Raw genomic sequence first — 22,929 nt, forward strand, 5'->3', positions numbered from 1 at the left:
ATTATGTCTATTCCTCGATTTCGTTGTTGCTTTCGTTTTCATTTACGTCTGCTGCATCAGCAATATCAGGAGCATCAGCATTCGGATCACTCACGATTGTTCCTTCTGCTTCTTCTGCCGGAATTTCATCTTCAAGACTTTCTGTCATAACCTTACATACCGAACCAATCTGATCGTTACGTTTTTCTAGATTTATCAGACGAACGCCTTGAGTAGCACGGCCCATAATACGAACATCAGCTACTTTCAAGCGAATGGTGATACCAGACTTATTGATAATCATCAAGTCATTTTCATCGGTTACCGACTTGATTGTTACCAACTTACCTGTTTTTTCGGTAATATTCATGGTCTTCACACCCTTACCGCCACGGTTCGTCTTACGATAGTCTTCTATTTCAGAACGTTTGCCATATCCTTGTTCAGAAACTACCATCACAGATTCTGTCTCCAAATCTTTGATACAAATCATTCCTACTACTTCATCCTGACCGTCATTATCCAATGTAATACCGCGTACACCTGTTGCTGTACGTCCCATCACACGAACTGCGGCTTCATGGAAACGAATTGCACGTCCATTACGGTTGGCAATGATGATTTCATTGTTTCCATTCGTCATACGAACTTCAATAACGCTGTCATCTTCACGGATAGTTATGGCATTTACACCATTCTGACGAGGACGAGAATACTGTTCAAGTAATGTCTTCTTTATTACACCTTTCTTAGTACAGAACAATACATAATGGCTATTAATAAACTCAGAATCCTCCAAACTCTTCACACGTAAGTATGCAGTTACATTATCGTCTGAATCAATATTCAACAAGTTCTGAATAGCACGTCCCTTAGAATTCTTCGTTCCCTCAGGTATTTCATATACTTTCAGCCAATAGCACTTACCTTTTTGGGTAAAGAACATCATGGTATTGTGCATGGTAGCAGGATAGATATGTTCTACAAAGTCTTCATCACGGGTTTCCGTACCTTTCGAGCCTACTCCCCCACGATTTTGTGCACGGAATTCAGTCAACGGAGTACGTTTGATATAACCCATATGAGAAATTGTAATAATCATCTGATCATCTGCATAGAAGTCTTCTGGATTAAACTCTTCTGAAGAATAAACGATTTCAGAACGACGTTCATCTCCATATTTCGTTTTAACTTCCAACAATTCATTTTTCATTACCTGACGACATACTTCATCATCCGCCAAAATACTTTCCAAATAAGAGATCTGCTTCATTATTTCTTCGTATTCCGCATGAAGCTGATCCTGCATCAGACCTGTCAATTGACGCAAACGCATTTCTACAATTGCGCGAGCCTGAATTTCTGTCAGGTTGAATCGTTCAATCAAGCCTGTTATAGCGTCATTAGGAGTTTTTGCTGCACGAATGATACGAATTACTTCGTCGATATTATCCGAAGCAATTATCAAACCTTCAAGAATGTGCGCACGCTCTTTCGCTTTACGAAGATCGAACTGAGTACGACGAATAACAACTTCGTGCCTATGTTCGATGAAATATTTAATTAAATCTCTCAGATTCAACGTTTTTGGACGTCCATGAACCAAAGCAACATTGTTTACGCCAAAAGATGTCTGCAAAGCTGTCATTTTATAGAGTTTGTTCAACACTACACTTGCATTTGCATCACGTTTTATGTCAATAACAATACGCATACCGTCACGGTCAGACTCATCATTGGCATTTGAGATACCTTCTATTTTCTTATCATTTACAAGATCAGCTATATACTTAATCAACTCGGCCTTATTTACATTATAAGGAATCTCGGTTATTACGATCTTATCATGTGTCTGTCCGCTTTCGATTTCGGCTTTCGCACGCATAATTACACGTCCTCGCCCAGTCAAATATGCCTCGCGTACACCACTCACACCATATATAAACCCGCCAGTAGGGAAATCTGGTGCTTTGACAAATTCCATCAGTTCCTCTACCGTTATTTCCGGATTATCAATATATGCCTCACATGCTTCAATTACTTCCGAAAGATTATGAGGAGGCATATTGGTAGCCATACCTACAGCGATACCGGATGCTCCGTTCACCAGAAGATTCGGGATACGTGTTGGCATAACTTTAGGTTCTACCAGCGTATTATCAAAGTTAGGCTCAAAATCGACGGTTTCCTTATACAGGTCATCCATCATTGCTTCACCCAACTTATTAAGACGAGCTTCTGTATAACGCATAGCTGCAGGGCTATCACCGTCTACAGAACCAAAATTTCCCTGTCCATCTACCAAAGGATAACGCATTGCCCATTCCTGAGCCATACGCACCATTGCAAAATAAACAGAAAAATCTCCATGAGGATGGTACTTACCAAGTACCTCACCCACGATTCTGGCTGATTTCTTATAAGGTTTGTCTGAAGTATTGCCCAATTCCATCATTCCGTATAAAATTCTACGGTGAACAGGCTTAAATCCATCTCTAACATCCGGAAGGGCACGTGAAACGATGACCGACATGGAGTAGTCAATGTACGATGACTTCATTTCCTCCTCGATGTTAATCTTTATAATTCTGTCTTGTTCAAGCATTTAAAATGATTATTAATTATACATTCTACGGTTTGTAAAAAACCACGCTAAAGTACTACTTTTCCCCGATATACGAAAGTTTTTAGAAAGAAAGTTTTATCATGACCGGGACGACAATCCACTAAACTTTAAAATTCAAAAATAAAAAGATAAAAACGATAAATATAATATGGAAAGATAGATAACATCGGCAAAAAAGAGCTTGATATTTGTTATACCTTATATATATAATGCAAATACACCGTTTTTATGGCACGCCATTTGTAGATATAAGAAATAAAGCAAATATTGCAATACAAACTTGATTAATGCGTATATTTGCCAGTGAATAACCCTTAGAAGAAAAGGAAAAGTATGAATAATCAATTCTCACAAAGAGTTTCCGACATTATCGTCTATAGTAAGGAAGAAGCGAATCGGTTGAGAAGTAGGTATATAGGCCCTGAGCACCTGCTTCTGGGAATCCTCCGTGACGGTGAAGGAAAAGCTATCGAGATATTGTCTAAACTCAACACCAATCTAGCTGCTATAAAGCAACAGATTGAAGCTCAGCTGAAGGCAGAAGCTGATGATATGTTATTGCCCGATGCAGAGATACCGTTATCTAATGATGCGGCAAAGATATTAAAAATGTGTATTTTAGAAGCTCGTGGAATGAAAAGTAACATTGCTGATACAGAACATGTATTATTGGCTATTTTAAGAGAAAAAAACAATATGGCAGCTTCCGTACTTGAAGCAAACGATATAAATTATGTGAAAGTACTGGAGCAAGCTACATTGCAACCAGATATAAACTCTGGCATGGGTTTTACGGAAGACGATGATGATGACGAAGAAATGTCTTCTCCTCGTTCCGGCAGAGGTGGTTCGGACGAACGCCAACAGGCACAAACCGCTTCTAAGAAGCCGTCTAATGACACGCCGGTACTTGACAATTTCGGTACTGACATGACAAAAGCGGCAGAAGAAGGACGCTTGGATCCCGTTGTCGGCAGAGAGAGAGAAATCGAACGTTTAGCGCAGATCTTAAGCCGCCGCAAAAAGAATAATCCGATTTTGATTGGTGAGCCTGGTGTAGGAAAATCAGCGATTGTTGAAGGTCTTGCATTAAGAATCATTCAGAAAAAGGTTTCGCGGATTCTGTTTGATAAACGAGTTGTTGCTCTTGATATGACCGCTGTTGTAGCAGGAACCAAATATCGCGGACAATTTGAAGAACGTATTCGTTCCATTCTCAATGAATTACAAAAAAATCCGAATGTAATATTATTCATTGATGAAATCCACACGATTGTAGGCGCAGGCTCTGCGGCAGGCTCTATGGATGCTGCCAATATGCTAAAACCAGCATTGGCAAGAGGAGAAATACAATGTATTGGTGCTACCACTCTTGATGAATACCGTAAGAACATTGAGAAAGACGGTGCTTTGGAACGTCGTTTCCAAAAAGTAATAGTAGAACCGACTACTGCTGCGGAAACTTTGCAGATTTTGCGTAATATCAAAGATAAATATGAAGATCACCACAATGTTTATTATACGGATGAAGCATTGGAAGCATGTGTCAAGCTGACAGACCGCTATATCACAGATCGTAATTTCCCTGATAAAGCTATTGACGCTTTAGATGAAGCCGGTTCACGCGTGCATCTTACCAATGTCAATGTGCCTAAAGAGATAGAAGAACAAGAAAAACTGATCGAAGAGGCCAAAAGCAAAAAAAACGAAGCTGTGAAATCGCAGAATTTCGAACTTGCCGCTAGCTTCCGTGATAAGGAGAAAGAGCTTTCTATCCAATTGGATGAAATGAAAAAAGAATGGGAAGCCAACCTGAAAGAAAACAGGCAAACTGTTGACGCAGAAGAAATTGCCAATGTTATCTCAATGATGTCAGGCATTCCGGTACAACGGATGGCACAGGCTGAAGGTATCAAGCTCGCAGGTATGAAAGAAGATTTGCAAGCTAAAGTCATCGCACAAGATACAGCGATAGAAAAGCTGGTTAAAGCTATTCTGCGAAGCCGTGTAGGCCTAAAAGACCCTAATAAGCCAATTGGCACATTTATGTTCTTAGGCCCGACAGGAGTTGGTAAAACTCACTTAGCAAAAGAGTTAGCCAAATATATGTTTGGTTCTGCTGATGCACTGATTCGTATAGATATGAGTGAATATATGGAGAAGTTCACTGTTTCACGCTTGGTCGGAGCACCTCCGGGATATGTAGGATATGAAGAAGGTGGTCAGTTGACAGAAAAAGTACGCCGTAAACCATATTCAATTGTATTGCTTGATGAGATAGAAAAAGCACATCCGGATGTATTCAATATCTTGCTTCAGGTAATGGATGAGGGGCGTTTGACTGACAGTTATGGCAGAATGGTAGATTTCAAAAATACCGTTATTATCATGACTTCCAATATAGGAACCCGTCAGCTGAAAGACTTTGGACGCGGTGTTGGTTTTGCGACACAAAACCGCCTGGATGATAAAGAATTCTCGCGAAGTGTAATACAGAAAGCTCTAAATAAATCATTCGCGCCCGAATTCATCAATCGTGTAGATGAAATAATCACGTTTGATCAACTTTCTCTGGAAGCGATAACAAAGATTATAGACATAGAGCTGAAAGGATTGTATGATAGAATAGAATCTATTGGTTACAAGCTTGTTATTGAAGATAAAGCGAAAGAATTTATCGCAGGTAAGGGATATGACGTACAATATGGCGCCCGTCCTTTGAAGCGAGCAATTCAAACTTATCTGGAGGATGGTTTATCCGAACTCATCATTTCCTCCTCTTTAAAGGAGGGAGATACTATTCAGGTATCTCTTAATGAAGAAAAAGGTGAATTGGAGATGAAAGTTGTCACTCCGGAATAAGATTATTTCCTGAATAAGAAAATAAAATAATATGCCATAATGTCAGACCTTCGGGTCTGGCATTTTTTTTGTCTCTATCTGAACAAACATCAATTAAAATTAATCAATAGATAAACTAAAAAATATACGTATTATGCAAAAAGGTAATATTGGGGTTACAACAGAGAACATTTTCCCTATCATTAAAAAGTTCTTGTACAGTGACCATGAAATTTTTCTGCGCGAATTAGTATCCAATGCAGTAGACGCCACTCAGAAGCTGAATACGCTTGCTTCTATTGGCGAATTTAAGGGTGAACTGGGTGATTTAACCGTTCACGTTGAATTGGGCAAAGATACCATTACTATTTCCGACCGTGGTATCGGTTTAACTGCAGAGGAAATTGAAAAGTACATCAATCAAATAGCCTTTTCAGGAGCTAACGACTTCTTGGAGAAATATAAGAATGACGCAAATGCCATTATCGGACATTTCGGACTTGGCTTCTACTCTGCTTTTATGGTTGCAAAGAAAGTAGAAATTATTACTAAATCATACAGAGACGGTGCACAAGCCGTCAAATGGACCTGCGATGGTAGCCCTGAATTCACTATTGAAGAAATAGAAAAAGCTGATCGTGGATCAGACATCATCTTATACATTGATGATGACTGCAAAGAATTCCTCGAAGAAGCACGTATTTCCGAACTTCTGAAAAAATATTGCAGCTTCCTTCCTGTTCCTATTGCATTTGGGAAAAAGAAAGAGTGGAAAGACGGCAAGCAGGTAGAAACAGCCGAAGATAATATAATCAATGATACCACTCCTTTATGGACACGTAAACCTAGCGAACTTTCGGATGAAGATTACAAATCATTCTATAGCAAGCTATATCCGATGTCTGATGAACCACTATTCTGGATTCACCTGAATGTTGATTATCCATTCCATTTGACCGGTATCCTCTATTTCCCGAAGGTAAAAAGCAATATTGAATTAAATAAGAATAAGATTCAGTTATATTGCAACCAGGTATATGTTACAGATTCGGTTGAAGGTATTGTGCCGGACTTCCTGACTTTGTTACATGGCGTAATTGATTCTCCGGATATTCCGTTGAACGTTTCCCGTTCGTATTTGCAAAGCGACTCGAACGTTAAGAAGATTTCAACATATATCACAAAGAAAGTATCCGACCGTTTGCAGTCTATATTCAAAAATGATCGTAAGCAGTTTGAGGAAAAGTGGAACGATTTAAAAATATTTATCAATTATGGAATGCTAACGCAAGAGGATTTCTATGATAAAGCACAAAAATTTGCCCTTTTCACCGATACAAATGACAAGCATTATACATTTGAAGAGTATCAAACCCTTATTAAAGATAATCAGACAGATAAAGATGGAAACCTAATCTATCTGTATGCAAATAACAAAGATGAGCAATATAGTTATATTGAAGCTGCCACCAACAAAGGATACAATGTTCTGCTCATGGATGGCCAGTTGGATGTAGCTATGGTGAGCATGCTAGAACAAAAACTTGAAAAATCTCGTTTCACTCGTGTAGACAGTGATGTTGTTGACAATCTTATTGTAAAAGAAGATAAGAAAGGTGAAACGTTGGAAGCCAATAAACAGGATGCAATCACAACAGCCTTCAAGAGTCAATTGCCTAAAATGGATAAAGTTGAATTCAATGTCATGACACAGGCATTAGGAGAAAATTCAGCTCCAGTCATGATTACTCAAAGCGAATATATGCGTCGTATGAAAGAAATGGCGAATATTCAGGCTGGAATGAGTTTCTATGGCGAAATGCCTGATATGTTTAATCTCATTCTGAATTCAGACCATAAGTTGATAAAACAGGTATTGAATGAAGAAGAAAGCGCTTGCCAAGCAGAAGTAGCTCCGATACTTTCTGAAATGGATAATGTCAACAAACAACGTAATGAGTTGAAGGACAAACAAAAAGATAAGAAAGAAGAAGAAATCCCCACATCAGAAAAAGATGAATTAAACAATCTGGATAAGAAATGGGATGATCTGAAAAGCAAGAAAGAAGCTATCTTTATCGGCTACGCAAGCAATAATAAAGTTATCCGCCAGCTGATCGATTTGGCTTTATTGCAAAACAATATGCTAAGAGGTGAAGCTTTGAATAACTTCGTAAAACGTAGCATAGAATTGATTTAATATCGCCCCTTTAAACATTACACATACTTCAAGAAAGAGCATTCAACGTTAAATACACGTTGTAATGCTCTTTTTCAATTTAAAACGCTCGGTAAAATATCGATTAATTGAAAAGTATTGTATATATTTGAACACTTAATAGACAAAAAATTCAATTGTTTGATTTGGGTTATGAGAAAGATTTTTTTAGTGTTAATTACTTTATGGCTGATTATTCCGGCTATCCATGCCCAAAAAGTAGGACTTGTATTAAGCGGTGGTGGCGCCAAAGGGATGACGCACATCGGTATCATTCGCGCTTTAGAAGAAAACAACATTCCTATTGATTACATTGCAGGCACTTCCATGGGAGCCATTATCGGTTCTTTATATGCCATGGGATACTCTCCTGACGACATGGTAGAACTTCTCAAGTCGGAAGACTTTAAACGATGGTATTCCGGAGAAGTGGAAGAAAAATATGTATATCACTTCAAAAAGAATCTTCCCACTCCCGAATTTTTCAATATTCGTTTTTCATTCAAAGACTCACTGAAAAGTTTGAAACCTCAATTCCTGCCTACCAGTGTTGTCAATCCGATTCAGATGAATCTCGTTTTTGTAGACCTGTACGCACGTGCCACAGCTGCTTGTAAGGGAGATTTTGATAAACTTTTTGTGCCTTTCCGTTGCATTGCGTCCGATGTATATAACAAAAAACAATTAGTCATGAAGGAAGGAGATTTAGGAGATGCTGTAAGAGCTTCCATGAGTTTCCCATTCATGTTTAAACCTATTGAAATAGACAATGTATTAGCCTATGACGGAGGTATTTATAATAATTTTCCTACAGATGTCATGAGAGATGATTTTCATCCGGATGTCATCATAGGAAGCGTCGTGTCAACCAATCCCACTAAACCCAAAGAAAATGACCTCATGAGTCAAATTGAGAATATGGTGATGCAGAAAACCGACTATTCCATTCCGGATTCTATGGGGATTTTAATGACGTTTAAATATGACAATGTCAATCTAATGGATTTTCAACGCATTGACGAATTACATGATATAGGATATAATCGAACCATCAGTATGATGGATTCAATCAAAAGTCGTATCCATCGGCGTGTAAATCTGGACAATATACGTTTAAGAAGAATGGTATACCGGAGTAATTACCCGGAACTACGCTTTAAAAATATCATCATTGACGGAGCTAATCCACAACAACAAGTATATATTAAAAGAGAATTTCATAAATCAGATAACAAAGAATTCACTTATGAGGATTTAAAACAAGGTTATTTCCGATTGTTATCTGATAAAATGATTTCCGAAATTATACCACATGCAATTTATAATCCGGAAGACGACACCTACGATCTACATTTAAAGGTGAAATTAGAAAATAATTTTGCTGTGGGGTTGGGAGGAAATATATCCACTTCCAACTCCAATCAGATCTATCTGGGGCTTAGCTATCAGGATTTAAACTACTATGCCAAAGAGTTTATCCTCGACGGGCAACTCGGAAAAGTATATAATAACGTGCAGTTTATGGCAAAGATTGACTTCGCCACTGCTATTCCTACCTCATACCGCTTTATAGGCTCAATCAGTACTTTCGACTATTTCAAGAAAGACAAACTTTTCTCGCGAAATAATAAACCCGCCTTTAATCAGAAAGACGAACGTTTCTTAAAATTGCAGGTCGGATTACCTTTCCTTTCGAGTAAACGAGCAGAGTTTGGGGTCGGAATAGCCAAAATAGAAGATAAATATTTTCAAAAAAGTGTGATTGACTTTGGAAATGACAAATTTGACAAAAGTCGCTATGATTTATTCGGTGGATCAATCAGCTTTAATGGAAGTACCCTAAATTCTAAACAATACCCCACACGTGGATACAGAGAAGCTCTTGTTGCCCAGATATTCGTTGGAAAAGAACGATTCTACCCTGGCGAAGGTAGTACCACCACCAACAATAATAAAGACCATCACTCATGGCTGCAATTATCATACATGAAAGAAAAATATCATAATATGAGTGAACATTGGGTTTTAGGGTGGTATTTGAAGGCATTATATGCCTCTAAAAACTTTTCCGAGAACTATACGGCCACAATGATGCAGGCTGGAGAGTTTTCTCCCACACTACACAGTAAATTGACCTACAACGAAGCCTTTCGTGCCAATCAATTTGTAGGAGCTGGTATTCGGCCTATTTACCGTTTAAACCAAATGTTCCATCTTCGGGGAGAATTTTATGGTTTTATGCCCATTTATCCAATCGAAAGAAACTCGTTGAATAAAGCATATTATGGAAAAGCTTTCTCCAAGTTTGAATATTTAGGAGAAATTTCTGTTGTATGTCAATTACCTTTTGGAGACATCTCTGCATATGTAAATCATTATAGCTCACCGAAAAGGGAGTGGAATGTCGGACTGAGTATAGGTTGGCAATTATTCAATTATCGGTTCATAGAATAATTTTCTACAAAAAAAGTCGTTGAAAAGCTTGCTAGTTCGGGAAAAGTCCGTATCTTTGCACCCGTTAAAACAAAATAATGGCCGCGTAGCTCAACTGAATAGAGTAGCTGACTACGGATCAGCCGGTTACAGGTTTGAATCCTGTCGCGGTCACTTTTTTGAATTAACAGAATGGCCGCGTAGCTCAACTGAATAGAGTAGCTGACTACGGATCAGCCGGTTACAGGTTTGAATCCTGTCGCGGTCACTTTTTCTTGAATTAACAAAATGGTCGCGTAGCTCAACTGAATAGAGTAGCTGACTACGGATCAGCCGGTTACAGGTTTGAATCCTGTCGCGATCACTAAATCCTCTGCATTTTATGTGGAGGATTTTACTTTTCATCCCATTTCATCGAAGAAATCAACCATTATGGGGTCAATGTAAAAAACAGGTTGAAGTGTTAAAAAACTACCCGAGTGTGAGATTCTTTTTAGGCGCATAGCTTGGAGAGTCTGAACAGAAAGAATGGGATATCAGTAACGCCTCGGAATTGACTTCTGAATGCCTTGACTTTTGCGTTGAAAGATTCAGCGCCGGCATTGGTGGAACGGTTGACAAAGTAATTCAGGATTGTGTCATAGTGGTTGCGGAATGTTTCTGTAACAGTGCGGAATTGGCCTCCGGCCATTTTCTGGGTCAATGTAAAAAACAGGTTGTTAAAATGTGATAGTCTTGCTAACTTTGCGGTATGAAACAATGGCAGATATTAAAAACAATCTTTCCGGAGATTATCACGGCCAACTTTGAGTTTGTCAACTACGAGGAAACGTACGAACGGCTGGATTACTGGCTTGACGAGCGTGGTTATATGTCTCGCGAAGATTACAAGAAGGGTACTGTCCGCGAATATGGCTTTACCGAAGAACGTGTGATACAGGATTTTCCGATTCGCGGGAAGGCGGTATACTTGCATGTGCGACGGCGTAAGTGGCGCGACATGGAAGACGGGAGTATCTTTACCTATGACTACGATCTGACGGAAGAAGGCAGCCGCCTGACCCCTGAGTTCGTTGCTTTTTTAAAAGAGGAGGATTGAATCCACCCCTGAGAGCATACGCTCAATCGGTGCTCATTACGGTGTAAATGGCTCCAACCTATCGCGGCAGTATAAGGAGATTTTCAGTGGCTACAGGCAGTGGAAGCAGCTGTGTCACGCCGATGGGTACGTGCTATATCCGCAGAACATCGGTCCGAACCTGGCCATCGACGAGTCTTCGCTCAGCTGCGGCGAGCTCTATACCTTTGTCACCAACCGTGACGCTCACGGCGGGAAGGGCGCGCTTGTTGCGGCGATACGTGGTACCAGGGCTGAAACGGTCATTGCAGTTCTTGAGAAGATATCTTCTGCCAGACGAAAGACGGTAAGAGAGATAACGCTCGACCTTTCGTCATCCATGATGCTCATAGCCCGTCGGTCATTCCCCAAAGCCATCGTGACCAACGACCGTTTTCATGTCCATAAACTCTACTACGATGCCATAGACGAGCTGCGGATATCTCTGCGGTGGATGGCAAGGGATATTGAAAACGAAGAGATTGCACGCTGTCGCAGGGAGGGCATTCCGTATGTTCCTTACCGTTATGCCAACGGCGACACCCGGAAACAGCTCCTTGCACGTGCCAAATACATTCTGACAAAACATGCCTCCAAATGGACGAAGTCCCAGCAATGGAGAGCCGACATCATTTTTGAATTTTATCCCGAGCTGAAACACGCGTATGATCTTGCCATGGACCTCACCCGCATATTCAACCAAAAAGTTGATAAGGACACTGCCCGGCTGAATCTTGCCCGATGGTACGACAAAGTGGAGAAAATGGCCGGAGGCCAATTCCGCACTGTTACAGAAACATTCCGCAACCACTATGACACAATCCTGAATTACTTTGTCAACCGTTCCACCAATGCCGGCGCTGAATCTTTCAACGCAAAAGTCAAGGCATTCAGAAGTCAATTCCGAGGCGTTACTGATATCCCATTCTTTCTGTTCAGACTCTCCAAGCTATGCGCCTAAAAAGAATCTCACACTCGGGTAGTTTTTTAACACTTCAACCTGTTTTTTACATTGACCCCATTTTCTCCACTTTGTCGTACCATCGGGCAAGATTCAGCCGGGCAGTGTCCTTATCAACTTTTTGGTTGAATATGCGGGTGAGGTCCATGGCAAGATCATACGCGTGTTTCAGCTCGGGATAAAATTCAAAAATGATGTCGGCTCTCCATTGCTGGGACTTCGTCCATTTGGAGGCATGTTTTGTCAGAATGTATTTGGCACGTGCAAGGAGCTGTTTCCGGGTGTCGCCGTTGGCATAACGGTAAGGAACATACGGAATGCCCTCCCTGCGACAGCGTGCAATCTCTTCGTTTTCAATATCCCTTGCCATCCACCGCAGAGATATCCGCAGCTCGTCTATGGCATCGTAGTAGAGTTTATGGACATGAAAACGGTCGTTGGTCACGATGGCTTTGGGGAATGACCGACGGGCTATGAGCATCATGGATGACGAAAGGTCGAGCGTTATCTCTCTTACCGTCTTTCGTCTGGCAGAAGATATCTTCTCAAGAACTGCAATGACCGTTTCAGCCCTGGTACCACGTATCGCCGCAACAAGCGCGCCCTTCCCGCCGTGAGCGTCACGGTTGGTGACAAAGGTATAGAGCTCGCCGCAGCTGAGCGAAGACTCGTCGATGGCCAGGTTCGGACCGATGTTCTGCGGATATAGCACGTACCCATCGGCGTGACACAGCTGCTTCCACTGCCTGTAGCCACTGAAAATCTCCTTATACTGCCGCGATAGGTTGGAGCCATTTACACCGTAATGAGCACCGATTGAGCGTATGCTCTCAGGGGTGGATTCAATCCTCCTCTTTTAAAAAAGCAACGAACTCAGGGGTCAGGCGGCTGCCTTCTTCCGTCAGATCGTAGTCATAGGTAAAGATACTCCCGTCTTCCATGTCGCGCCACTTACGCCGTCGCACATGCAAGTATACCGCCTTCCCGCGAATCGGAAAATCCTGTATCACACGTTCTTCGGTAAAGCCATATTCGCGGACAGTACCCTTCTTGTAATCTTCGCGAGACATATAACCACGCTCGTCAAGCCAGTAATCCAGCCGTTCGTACGTTTCCTCGTAGTTGACAAACTCAAAGTTGGCCGTGATAATCTCCGGAAAGATTGTTTTTAATATCTGCCATTGTTTCATACCGCAAAGTTAGCAAGACTATCACATTTTAACAACCTGTTTTTTACATTGACCCCCATTATGGCTCAGCCTGAAAACATGCCATTAGTTGATGCCCTAAGTTTATTCGGGCCAATCCCGCCCCCTTAATAACAATTGAAAAAGCATAGCTTTAGCCTATCTAAAGCTATGCTTTTCTATGTCTAAAGCGCCGCTTTACAGAGCAAAAACACATGGTTAGAGCATTCAGAAGAAAGGTGAAGGGGAATAAAAAATCATAGGCTGATTTAAAATAAATATCCCAATGATTGAGTTCAATCATTGGGATATTTATTTTAAACACTTCGATTTTATTATGAACTAGCCAAGAGCCCATCTTTTTTCAGCATTTAATATTCAATTCATTCAAAACCTTGCGTATTGCCTCAAATGTAGTAATACGAGTAGGAACCAGTGGCAAACGAAGCTTATTCTCAATCATCCCCATAGCATTTAACATTGATTTTACGCCTGCCGGATTTCCATCGACAAATAACAGATTAAATAATTCCGTAAATCGATGGTGAATGGTCAACGCATTGGCAAAATCTCCTTGAAGCGCCAAACGTGTCATGCGACTAAATTCACGAGGAAAAGCATTACCAATTACCGAAATCACACCAACAGCTCCCAATGTTATGAGAGGAAAGGTAATACCATCATCTCCAGAGATTACATTAAAGTTTTCCGGTTTATTTTTAATAATATCATCCATTTGCGTGATATTGCCGGATGCTTCTTTAATAGCAACTACGTTATTGAAATCACGGGCAATCCGCAACGTAGTTTCAGCAGTCATATTTACACCCGTACGTCCCGGAACATTATATAATACAATGGGGAGCTCCGTAGCTTCCGCAATCGCTTTATAATGCTGATAAATACCTTCCTGAGAAGGTTTATTATAATACGGCACCACAGACAATATAGCATCAACCCCTGTAAAATCATCGTTTTTCAATGTTTCTACAATAGCGCGAGTATTATTACCACCTACACCTAACAGAATAGGAATTCTTCCGTTGACGCGGTCAATTACCATCTTTTTTATAGTTTTCTTTTCTTCCTCGGTCAGAGTCGGTGTTTCAGCTGTAGTTCCCAGCACACACAAGAAATCCGCATTATTCTGCAATAGATAGTCCACCATACGCATCAACGCGTCATAGTCAACGCTCTCATCCTCTTTGAAAGGAGTAATCAGTGCTACCCCCATTCCTTTCAATTTAGTCTGTATCATGAGTTTTAATTATAATCTCTAATTTATTTAGCCGCAAAAGTACGAATATTTTTCTTATCTTACGATATAAGTTTCAGAAATTCGTCTTCACTTAATATGGTTATTCCCAGTTTTTTTGCTTTTTCGAGCTTCGCAGGTCCCATATTATCCCCGGCCAGTATAAAACTTGTTTTTGCGGAAATACTCCCAACATTTTTCCCTCCGTTTTTCTCGATAAGCTCCTTATATTCGTCACGTGAGTGATGGATAAACACACCGCTAATAACAATAGACTGTCCTGCCAACTTATCAGTGTATCCACTCAAATCTTCCTCTGTGCGGTAAAGTTGCAGTCCAGCCTCCTTTAGTCTATTAACTAACTCACGATTAGACGCATTAGCAAAATAAGCAAGTATACTTTGAGCTATTTTTTCTCCGATTTCATCGATACTGACCAATTTCTCAAGATCTGCCTGCTGTAAATCATCGATATTCTCAAACGACTTCGCAATCTTTTTGGCCACAGTCTCACCAACAAAGCGGATTCCCAAAGCAAAGATTACACGCTCGAAAGGAACTGTTTTACTTTGCGCAATTCCCGTTACGATATTCTCTGCCGATTTTTCACCCATACGATCCAAACCTTTTATATCGTCAGCTGTAAGTTTATATAAGTCGGCCGTATTTTCAATTAACCCCAATCGATAGAACAGATCCACCGTTTCCGGCCCTAATCCATCAATATTCATAGCCTTTCGGCTAATAAAATGCTCTATTTTGCCTTTGATTTGAGGAGGACACGCTGTTTCATTCGGGCAATAATGAGCGGCTTCTCCTTCATATCTGACTAATTTACTGCCACATTCAGGACAATTAACAATAAACCGGACCTTCTCACCAAGCATAAAACTACGCGCATCTTTATCCACCCCTGTAATCTTAGGAATAATTTCACCGCCTTTTTCCACATAAACCATGTCTCCAATATGCAAATCAAGTCCCTCAATAATATCCGCATTATGCAAGGACGCACGTTTTACAACTGTTCCTGAAAGCTGCACAGGATCCAAATTAGCTACCGGCGTGACAGCTCCGGTTCTTCCTACCTGATAAGTCACCTTATTCAAACGGGTCAACGCACGTTCTGCCTGGAATTTATAAGCAATAGCCCATCGAGGAGACTTAGCCGTAAAGCCCAGATTCTTCTGCTGCCTCAAACTGTTCACCTTTAGAACGATCCCATCTGTGGCAACCGGTAGATTTTTACGCTCTACATCCCAATAATTGATAAATTCAAAAACCTCCTCTAACGTCTGACACTTACGCGTCAAATCAGAGATTTTAAAGCCCCATTTTGCCGCTTCCTGAAGATTTTCATAATGTCCGTCACAAGGCAGGTTATCACCCAGCAAATAATATAAATAGGCATCCAGTTTGCGGGAAGCCACAATAGAAGAATTCTGCAATTTCAGTGTGCCGGAAGCCGCATTTCTCGGATTGGCAAAAAGCGGCTCTTCACGTGCTTCTTTCTCTCGATTCAGCCCTTCAAACACTTCCCATGGCATAAGAATTTCTCCACGTATCTCAAAAGAGGCTGGATAATTATCACCATGCAATACAAGCGGAATAGAACGGATCGTTTTCACATTATCCGTCACATCATCCCCCTTTTCTCCATCACCACGGGTGACGGCACGAACCAACTTTCCATCTTCATAAGTCAGTGAAATAGAAGTACCGTCATATTTCATTTCACAACAAATCTCGAAATCCTCATTCAATGCCTTACGGACACGGTCGTAGAAGTCCGTCACTTCCGCTTCCGAGTATGTATTTGCCAGTGACAACATAGGATATTTATGAGCCACTTGCGTGAAATTCTTGTTTAAATCACTACCTACACGCATCGTAGGCGAATTTTCATCTTTATATTCTGGATGTGCCTGTTCCAAATCCTGAAGTTCACGCATCTTGTCGTCAAACTCTTTGTCCGAGATTTCAGGAGCATTCAACACATAATAATTATAATTATGCCGATGAAGTTCGGCACGCAATTCCTCTATTTTTTCCTTTATATCCATATTTCTTCGATTGTTTAAGGCAAAAATACATGTTTATCTTTGAATATTTGTACTTTTGCGAAAAATTAAAAGATTATGCGTATTGATATTATAACAGTTTTACCCGAAATGATTGAAGGTTTCTTCAATTGTTCTATCATGAAACGAGCTCAAGACAAAGGACTTGCAGAAATACATATTCACAATCTGCGTGATTATACCGAAGATAAATATCGCCGTGTCGATGATTATCCCTTTGGAGGGTTTGCCGGAATGGTTATGAAAATAGAGCCCATCGAACGTTGCATCAATACCTTAAAGGCAGAACGCAACTACGATGAGGTCATTTTCACGACCCCTGACGGAGAACAATTCAAACAGCCAATGGCAAACAGCCTCTCGTTGGCACAGAATCTCATTATTCTTTGCGGACATTTCAAAGGTATTGATTACCGCATCCGCGAACACCTGATTACTAAAGAAATCAGCATTGGAGATTACGTATTAACAGGAGGAGAACTGGCAGCAGCGGTAATAGCGGACGCTATCGTACGTATCATCCCTGGAGTCATTTCTGATGAACAGTCCGCACTTTCCGATTCTTTCCAGGACAATTTGCTGGCAGCACCCGTATATACGCGACCAGCGGATTATAAAGGATGGAAAGTTCCCGAGATTCTATTATCCGGTCATGAAGCAAAAATCAAAGAATGGGAACTACAACAATCCCTAGAACGTACCAGAAAACTTCGTCCCGACTTATTGGGAGAGTAAAATAGAGTGTAAATAAAAACGACGGTGAAGATTATGTAAATCCTCACCGTCGTTTTTATTTTGCCTTCAGTTTAAAAATCTTGCTTATTGCTAATATCTTCAAACACTAATTTATTTTTCATCTGCTATTTTCAACCCATTTATTCTTCCTTTATTCAAAAGGCAAATAGCATTTTTCTTGCAGATACAGTGCGAATGGTTATTGTATGTTTTCAATTATACCTCAAGCGCACCTATAATTTCCTTTACTGACTTACACCCGTGTCTTTCCAGGTAATTATTTATACCATCTTCCACCTTAATCGTGACAGCAGGATCTATAAAATTTGCCGTACCAATCTGGATAGCTGTCGCACCTGCAAGCATGAATTCGACAGCATCCCTCCAGTCCATAATACCTCCCAAACCAATGACAGGAATATTTACCGTTTTAGCAACTTGCCACACCATACGTAATGCGATAGGTTTTACGGCAGCTCCCGACATTCCTCCTGTTATCGTTGATAAAATAGGGCGTTTACGTTCCGCATCAATTGCCATACCCAGCAATGTATTGATTAATGACACGCTATCTGCACCACTTTCTTCTGCTGCGCGAGCTATTTCGGTGATATCCGTAACGTTTGGAGAGAGTTTTACGATAAGTGTCTTTTTGTAAGCAGAACGCACTGCTTTCACTACTTCTGATGCTCCCTTTGCTGACACACCAAAAGCCATACCTCCTTGCTTCACATTGGGACAAGAGATGTTTAGTTCTATAGCAGGAATTTTGTCAAGTTCATTAATGATTTCAGCTGTTTTTACATAATCTTCGATAGCAGACCCCGAAACGTTTACAATCATATTCGTTTGAATGTCTTTTATACGGGGATATATATGCTCTACAAAGTAGTCAACACCCTTATTTTGCAGTCCTACAGCGTTTAACATCCCCGAAGGAGTCTCTGCCATACGTGGATAAGGATTCCCTTCACGTTTGTGAAGAGTCGTCCCTTTTACAATAATACCACCTATTCGCGCTATATCAATAAAATCAGAGAACTCTTCACCATATCCAAATGTACCGGATGCTGTCATTACCGGGTTCTTCATTTGTAATTCACCAATATTTACACTCAAATCTGCCATAGTAATTTATTTATATTAAAAACAGGACCTTCCTTACATACACACAAGTGACCTTCTGTCGTATTTTCCACACAGCACAAGCATGCTCCGATACCACAAGCCATTGTATTTTCCAAAGAAACTTCACATTCTATTTGATTACTTTTGGCATATTTTGCCACAGCCACCATCATTGGTTTAGGACCACAAGTGTAAATCTGCTCAAATCGTACCTTATTTAATATAGAATGTTGAGTTACGTATCCCTTTTCGCCATGGCTACCATCTTCCGTAGTAGTATATACCTCTCCATATTTGACAAACTCTTCCAGCTGCAACAAATCTTTGTCGCTACGGGCACCTAACAGGAACGTAGGTTTGTGGCCTTTTTTAGCCAATTGCTCACCTAAATACAACATGGGAGCTGTTCCGACACCTCCACCAACTAATAAGAGCTTATCAGAAGCCTCCTGAGGCATTGTGTATGCATTTCCCAGCGGAAGCACCACGTTAATTGTATCACCGGAATTAGCCTCTGCCAGACATCTTGTTCCATCACCAACCAGCTGGATCAGAAACCAGACCTCATTTCGCTGTTTATCTACAAAATTAATAGAAATAGGACGACGCAAGAATGTAGTAGGCGAACCGTCCACCCGGATTTCCGCAAACTGCCCAGGTAACATTTCGGGCAGTAATGACTGAGACGTCAATTTTAGCAATACATAGTTTGCATTCAATCTGATATTCTCGGTCACTGTCAGATCTAAAATAAATTTCTTCATGTATGGATATAAAAGTATAAATTCGTATTCCGGGTACAAAGATACAGGAAATTGCTCAAACCACCGATTTTACTCTTTATTTTTCAGGCCTAAACGTCTCATAGGTATTATCATCGAAAAATATTCTTATTTCTGTGATTTTCCTAGCAGGCTTTTCTATATACCTAATCTCTTGTTTTACAATCTCTTTAGGGGCATTTTCAGCGTTTCTTAATGGCATTTCCTTGCGATTTTCCGGAATAGCCGGCTCTTTGGACGAATTTATGAGATTCTCATCGAATAAAGAAGGCAGATAATCGCTATTAGAAGAAGAAAAAGAAGTCTCTTCATGAGATACCATCATTTCGCCTTTTCCATAAAGCAACCATTCAAGATTTACATAGTCATACTTTTGATGAACCTTCATTACGACCTCTAAACTGGGCTTATTCCGATCATTTAAAATATGAGAGAGAGTAGATTGTTGTACTCCGATTGTTTCAGCAAAAACTCTAGGAGGAACTTTTTCTCTTTCCATTATCATTCTGATTCTGTCTTTTATTTCCATACTACCTTCTTTTTATTACAATTGTATGTGCTATGCAGCTAATTCACAAAAATACGTGTCACATCATTGATAATACAAAGGTAAATATTTATATTCACAAAAGCAAATTACAAATATAAAAATATAGATATTACAAAAGTATATCATGTAATACAAATCGAATATCACGTTTGTAACTCAAATAAAAAGAGTAAATATAGACATATATCTTTAATTGAGCAATTATACATAAAACACAGATATATAGAGATATAAGCATTATAGTTATAAATCAGACGCCATTATTCACAAATATACATGCCACTTAAAAAAGGCTTTTATAGTACAAATTGATACAACAACATATATAACACTGATTTACAATTAAATAAGTACTTAATCCTTATTTGTTAATAGCTATATAACTACATTTATATATGGAATATTAGTCTTGTAATCGTTTGAATATACTTTTGTAAACATTCAATACCTATCACACTTGTATATTATTCACATTAATACTTTATACATCAGTAACAGACATAATACACAAAAGTAAATATTGATAGTTGCAAAAGCAATAAAAGAAAGGAATCAACTTCATGCTTTACCAATGTATATTGCTATTTTTATCTAATCATCCTTTACAATTTTCTCTAAAAAGCAAATCCTTGCGATATTTCTGTACCAATCTCCAGTTATTTATTTTTTTTCGATTCTAGAAGGCCTATTTTTCATATAAATAAATGATATACAATAATTTAACCTCAATAAAGTGAATTTGCATTTCTATTAAACTAGAAAAAAATCATTCTGTAACAATCAAATGTAACCTGAACTATCAAAATGACATTAATGGCCAGCTTTAGAAAAAGAGAAAATCTCCATTCTCACTATAAAACGGTAGCATCAAAATCCAAAATGCTTTTTTGATAAAACTCAAGGATCAGTAAACTTTTCTCATTAGAAAACTCAAGCTTCAGTTTTAATGAAAATGCTTTTTTTGAAGATAGGATAATATAAAATAAAAAAAACTGTTTGTATGATTAGCCAAACAGTAACTCTATAAAACGATGAAAGAACTAAATCTATTTGTAAAATAATCACAGAAAATAGTGGGAGTCCTTTTGAAGAAAAGTATAATTATGGGAATGTAAAAAAGACATATACTCCCCATTTCTATCTATGGTAAAAGTATATGTCTGATATTATATGTAATTCTTAATTCGATTTAATGCAAAATTTTAAACACCAGCTCGCGAAGAATATCCCCATCTGTCATAGAACTGTTTTGAACTCCTTTAGATTTTGCATCAGCATATCGTATTTCTCCAACAATTTGCATCGTCTTTACTCCACTATATTTTCGCATTGCTACCATATAATCCCGAGCCTGCCACGGAGTTCTTAATCCTAGCATATTTGCAATTCCCTGCTCTGATTTATCCGGTGCATAATAAGCCAACATCAAGTTGGAGTAAAAGCCAAATAATAGAGAAAGCGTCATTTGGATCGGATTCGTTTTCGGATTTTCCTCAAAATATTTTATTATTTTGTTCGCTTTCAATATATCCTTTTCCACTAAAGCACTGCGCAATTCGAAGTTATTATAATCTTTGCTTATGCCGATATTCTTTTCTATTTGTTCAGGAGTAACACGTTTCTGTCCGGCAGGTAAAGTGATAATCAACTTTTCAAGTTCTCCGGTCAGACGACTTAAATCCGAGCCTACAAAATCAGCAAGCATAGAAGTAGCCTTTGGCTCCATATCAACCCCTTTTCGTTTCATATATGAAGCGATAAAACCGGGTAGTTGCGCATCTTTGATTTTTTTAGACTCAAACAATACACCTGTTTTTTCCACCTCGGCAGCTAACTTCTTTCTACGATCTAACGTTCCATGCTTATGGCATATCACTAAGATAGTGGAAAGCAAAGGTTTTTGAAGATAATATGACAACTCCTCCATATTGCGCACGGCTTGCGCTTCCTTAACTACTACTACTTGATGTTCCGACATCATGGGATAACGCTTTGCGGCATTTATAATCGTTGCCACATCCACGTCAGCACCATACACAACAGTCAGGTTGAATTCTTTTTCCGTTTCGCTCAACACATTATCCGTTATGTAATCTGCAATCAAGTCGATATAATACGACTCTTCTCCCATCAGGTAATAGACAGGGCGATACTGCTTTGCTTTCAATTCCTTGAGGATGTCATCACAGGTCAATTCTTGTTTTGCCATATATATTTTTTCAGAAAGACCGGATTACCAGTCGAATTTCAAGTGTTTAACAGTTTTCTTTTCATCAATAATCATACGCAGAGAAGCAATGCCAATTTCAACATGCTCTTCTACATAATTTCTGGTAACCAAATTATCGCTTTTATCCGTTTTCACTCCGTCTGGAGTCATTGGCTGATCGGATACCAATAATAATGCACCGGTAGGAATATGATTGGCAAAGCCACAACTAAACAGAGTTGCAGTTTCCATATCGACTGCCATAGCCCGTGTCTTTGTCAGATATTCTTTGAACGCATCATCATGTTCCCAAATACGACGGTTGGTGGTATATACAGTACCGGTCCAATAGTCGCGGCCTTTGTCACGGATGGAAGAAGAAACGGCACGCTGCAACATAAATGCAGGCAACGCAGGAACTTCAGGAGGAAAATAATCATTGGAAGTTCCCTCCCCACGGATAGCCGCAATAGGAAGAATCAAGTCACCAAGCTGATTTTTCTTGTCGATACCACCACATTTTCCGAGGAATAAACATGCTTTGGGACGAATAGCACCCAGCAAGTCCATGATGATAGCTGCGTTGGGACTTCCCATACCGAAGTTAATCATTGTGATGCCTTCGGCAGAAGCAGAAATCATATTTGCGTCCCTTCCTAAAATAGGAACATTAAATTGATTTGCGAAAATCTCGACGTACTTGTTGAAGTTAGTCAACAGAATATACTCTCCAAAATCCTCCAGGTTACGTTTTGTGTAACGCGGCAGCCAATTAGCTACGATTTCTTCTTTTGTTTTCATAATTATCTATTAAATTTGTGCTCCCA

At 39.6% G+C, this 22,929-nt stretch carries 16 protein-coding genes, 3 tRNA genes and 1 pseudogene; 9 read left to right on the top strand and 11 right to left on the bottom strand.

All coding sequences use genetic code 11. The features are described 5' to 3' along the window. Positions 1-7 precede the first annotated feature (7 nt). Positions 8-2,584 carry a DNA gyrase subunit A gene (gene gyrA / locus GD631_RS15510; RefSeq protein ID WP_143260327.1) on the bottom strand — a complete coding sequence of 859 codons (2,577 nt, stop codon included), beginning with the start codon at positions 2,582-2,584 and terminating at the stop codon, positions 8-10. Between the two features lie 354 nt (positions 2,585-2,938). Here gyrA and GD631_RS15515 point away from each other — a divergent pair, with 354 nt between their 5' ends. The 6 genes from GD631_RS15515 to GD631_RS15540 all read left to right on the top strand — a co-directional run bounded on the left by GD631_RS15515 (position 2,939) and on the right by GD631_RS15540 (position 10,461). Next, entirely contained in the window at positions 2,939-5,467 is a 2,529-nt protein-coding gene (locus tag GD631_RS15515) for an ATP-dependent Clp protease ATP-binding subunit (RefSeq protein ID WP_143260328.1), read from the top strand. A gap of 133 nt (positions 5,468-5,600) precedes the next feature. Continuing rightward, positions 5,601-7,646, top strand: coding sequence for a molecular chaperone HtpG (gene htpG / locus GD631_RS15520; RefSeq protein ID WP_008640245.1), 2,046 nt, complete (start codon positions 5,601-5,603; stop codon positions 7,644-7,646). A gap of 171 nt (positions 7,647-7,817) precedes the next feature. Further along, complete coding sequence (locus GD631_RS15525) at positions 7,818-10,118, top strand: patatin-like phospholipase family protein (RefSeq protein ID WP_143260329.1); 2,301 nt, start codon at positions 7,818-7,820, stop codon at positions 10,116-10,118. A gap of 79 nt (positions 10,119-10,197) precedes the next feature. Further along, positions 10,198-10,271 (top strand) — tRNA-Arg (locus tag GD631_RS15530). 20 nt (positions 10,272-10,291) lie between these two features. Then, positions 10,292-10,365: transfer RNA gene (locus GD631_RS15535), tRNA-Arg, on the top strand. 22 nt (positions 10,366-10,387) lie between these two features. After that, positions 10,388-10,461, top strand: a tRNA-Arg gene (locus GD631_RS15540). Positions 10,462-10,590: 129 nt separating this feature from the next. Here the strand turns inward: GD631_RS15540 and GD631_RS15545 are convergent. Beyond that, a pseudogene (locus GD631_RS15545) lies at positions 10,591-10,764 on the bottom strand (transposase); the annotation flags it as partial. 84 nt (positions 10,765-10,848) lie between these two features. On the opposite strand from GD631_RS15545, the gene GD631_RS15550 reads away from it, so the two are divergent. Together GD631_RS15550 and GD631_RS15555 are read left to right on the top strand one after the other, a co-directional pair. After that, complete coding sequence (locus tag GD631_RS15550) at positions 10,849-11,196, top strand: ISAon1 family transposase N-terminal region protein (RefSeq protein ID WP_143260734.1); 348 nt, start codon at positions 10,849-10,851, stop codon at positions 11,194-11,196. Beyond that, positions 11,192-12,175: an ISAon1 family transposase gene (locus GD631_RS15555; RefSeq protein ID WP_425321961.1), complete on the top strand. Its 984-nt coding sequence runs from the start codon at positions 11,192-11,194 to the stop codon at positions 12,173-12,175. Before GD631_RS15550 ends, GD631_RS15555 begins: the two co-directional genes overlap by 5 nt. 46 nt (positions 12,176-12,221) lie before the next feature. Here the strand turns inward: GD631_RS15555 and GD631_RS15560 are convergent, their stop codons facing one another. From GD631_RS15560 to ligA, 4 genes are all read right to left on the bottom strand, one after another. Continuing rightward, complete coding sequence (locus tag GD631_RS15560) at positions 12,222-13,022, bottom strand: ISAon1 family transposase (RefSeq protein ID WP_425321965.1); 801 nt, start codon at positions 13,020-13,022, stop codon at positions 12,222-12,224. Next, on the bottom strand, positions 13,018-13,365 hold the full coding sequence (locus GD631_RS15565; RefSeq protein ID WP_143260734.1) for an ISAon1 family transposase N-terminal region protein: 348 nt from the start codon (positions 13,363-13,365) through the stop codon (positions 13,018-13,020). Before GD631_RS15565 ends, GD631_RS15560 begins: the two co-directional genes overlap by 5 nt. 361 nt (positions 13,366-13,726) lie before the next feature. Continuing rightward, a complete protein-coding gene (gene dapA / locus GD631_RS15570) occupies positions 13,727-14,620 on the bottom strand; it encodes a 4-hydroxy-tetrahydrodipicolinate synthase (RefSeq protein ID WP_004312921.1) in 894 nt (297 codons plus the stop codon). Positions 14,621-14,679: 59 nt separating this feature from the next. After that, positions 14,680-16,680, bottom strand: coding sequence for an NAD-dependent DNA ligase LigA (gene ligA / locus GD631_RS15575; RefSeq protein WP_143258502.1), 2,001 nt, complete (start codon positions 16,678-16,680; stop codon positions 14,680-14,682). 75 nt (positions 16,681-16,755) lie between these two features. On the opposite strand from ligA, the gene trmD reads away from it, so the two are divergent. Further along, positions 16,756-17,433 carry a tRNA (guanosine(37)-N1)-methyltransferase TrmD gene (gene trmD, locus GD631_RS15580; protein WP_143258503.1) on the top strand — a complete coding sequence of 226 codons (678 nt, stop codon included), beginning with the start codon at positions 16,756-16,758 and terminating at the stop codon, positions 17,431-17,433. A gap of 216 nt (positions 17,434-17,649) precedes the next feature. Here trmD and GD631_RS15585 read toward each other — a convergent pair whose 3' ends face one another. The 5 genes from GD631_RS15585 to GD631_RS15605 form a co-directional block, all read right to left on the bottom strand. Continuing rightward, a complete protein-coding gene (locus GD631_RS15585; protein ID WP_143258504.1) occupies positions 17,650-18,561 on the bottom strand; it encodes a dihydroorotate dehydrogenase in 912 nt (303 codons plus the stop codon). Then, positions 18,549-19,325 (bottom strand): dihydroorotate dehydrogenase electron transfer subunit, encoded by a 777-nt coding sequence (locus GD631_RS15590; RefSeq protein WP_143258505.1) that lies wholly within the window; start codon positions 19,323-19,325, stop codon positions 18,549-18,551. The genes GD631_RS15585 and GD631_RS15590 overlap by 13 nt, the downstream gene beginning before the upstream one ends. A 76-nt stretch (positions 19,326-19,401) precedes the next feature. Next, the gene (locus tag GD631_RS15595) at positions 19,402-19,872 is read right to left on the bottom strand and encodes a helix-turn-helix domain-containing protein (RefSeq protein ID WP_143258506.1); all 471 of its coding nucleotides are present in this window, start codon (positions 19,870-19,872) and stop codon (positions 19,402-19,404) included. A gap of 1,210 nt (positions 19,873-21,082) precedes the next feature. Next, positions 21,083-22,102: a DNA polymerase III subunit delta gene (gene holA, locus GD631_RS15600; RefSeq protein ID WP_143258507.1), complete on the bottom strand. Its 1,020-nt coding sequence runs from the start codon at positions 22,100-22,102 to the stop codon at positions 21,083-21,085. Positions 22,103-22,126: 24 nt separating this feature from the next. Then, positions 22,127-22,903, bottom strand: coding sequence for an AMP nucleosidase (locus GD631_RS15605; protein ID WP_004312914.1), 777 nt, complete (start codon positions 22,901-22,903; stop codon positions 22,127-22,129). Positions 22,904-22,929 lie beyond the last annotated feature (26 nt).

It is taken from the genome of Bacteroides luhongzhouii (genome assembly GCF_009193295.2).
Classification (GTDB): Bacteria; Bacteroidota; Bacteroidia; order Bacteroidales; family Bacteroidaceae; genus Bacteroides; species Bacteroides luhongzhouii.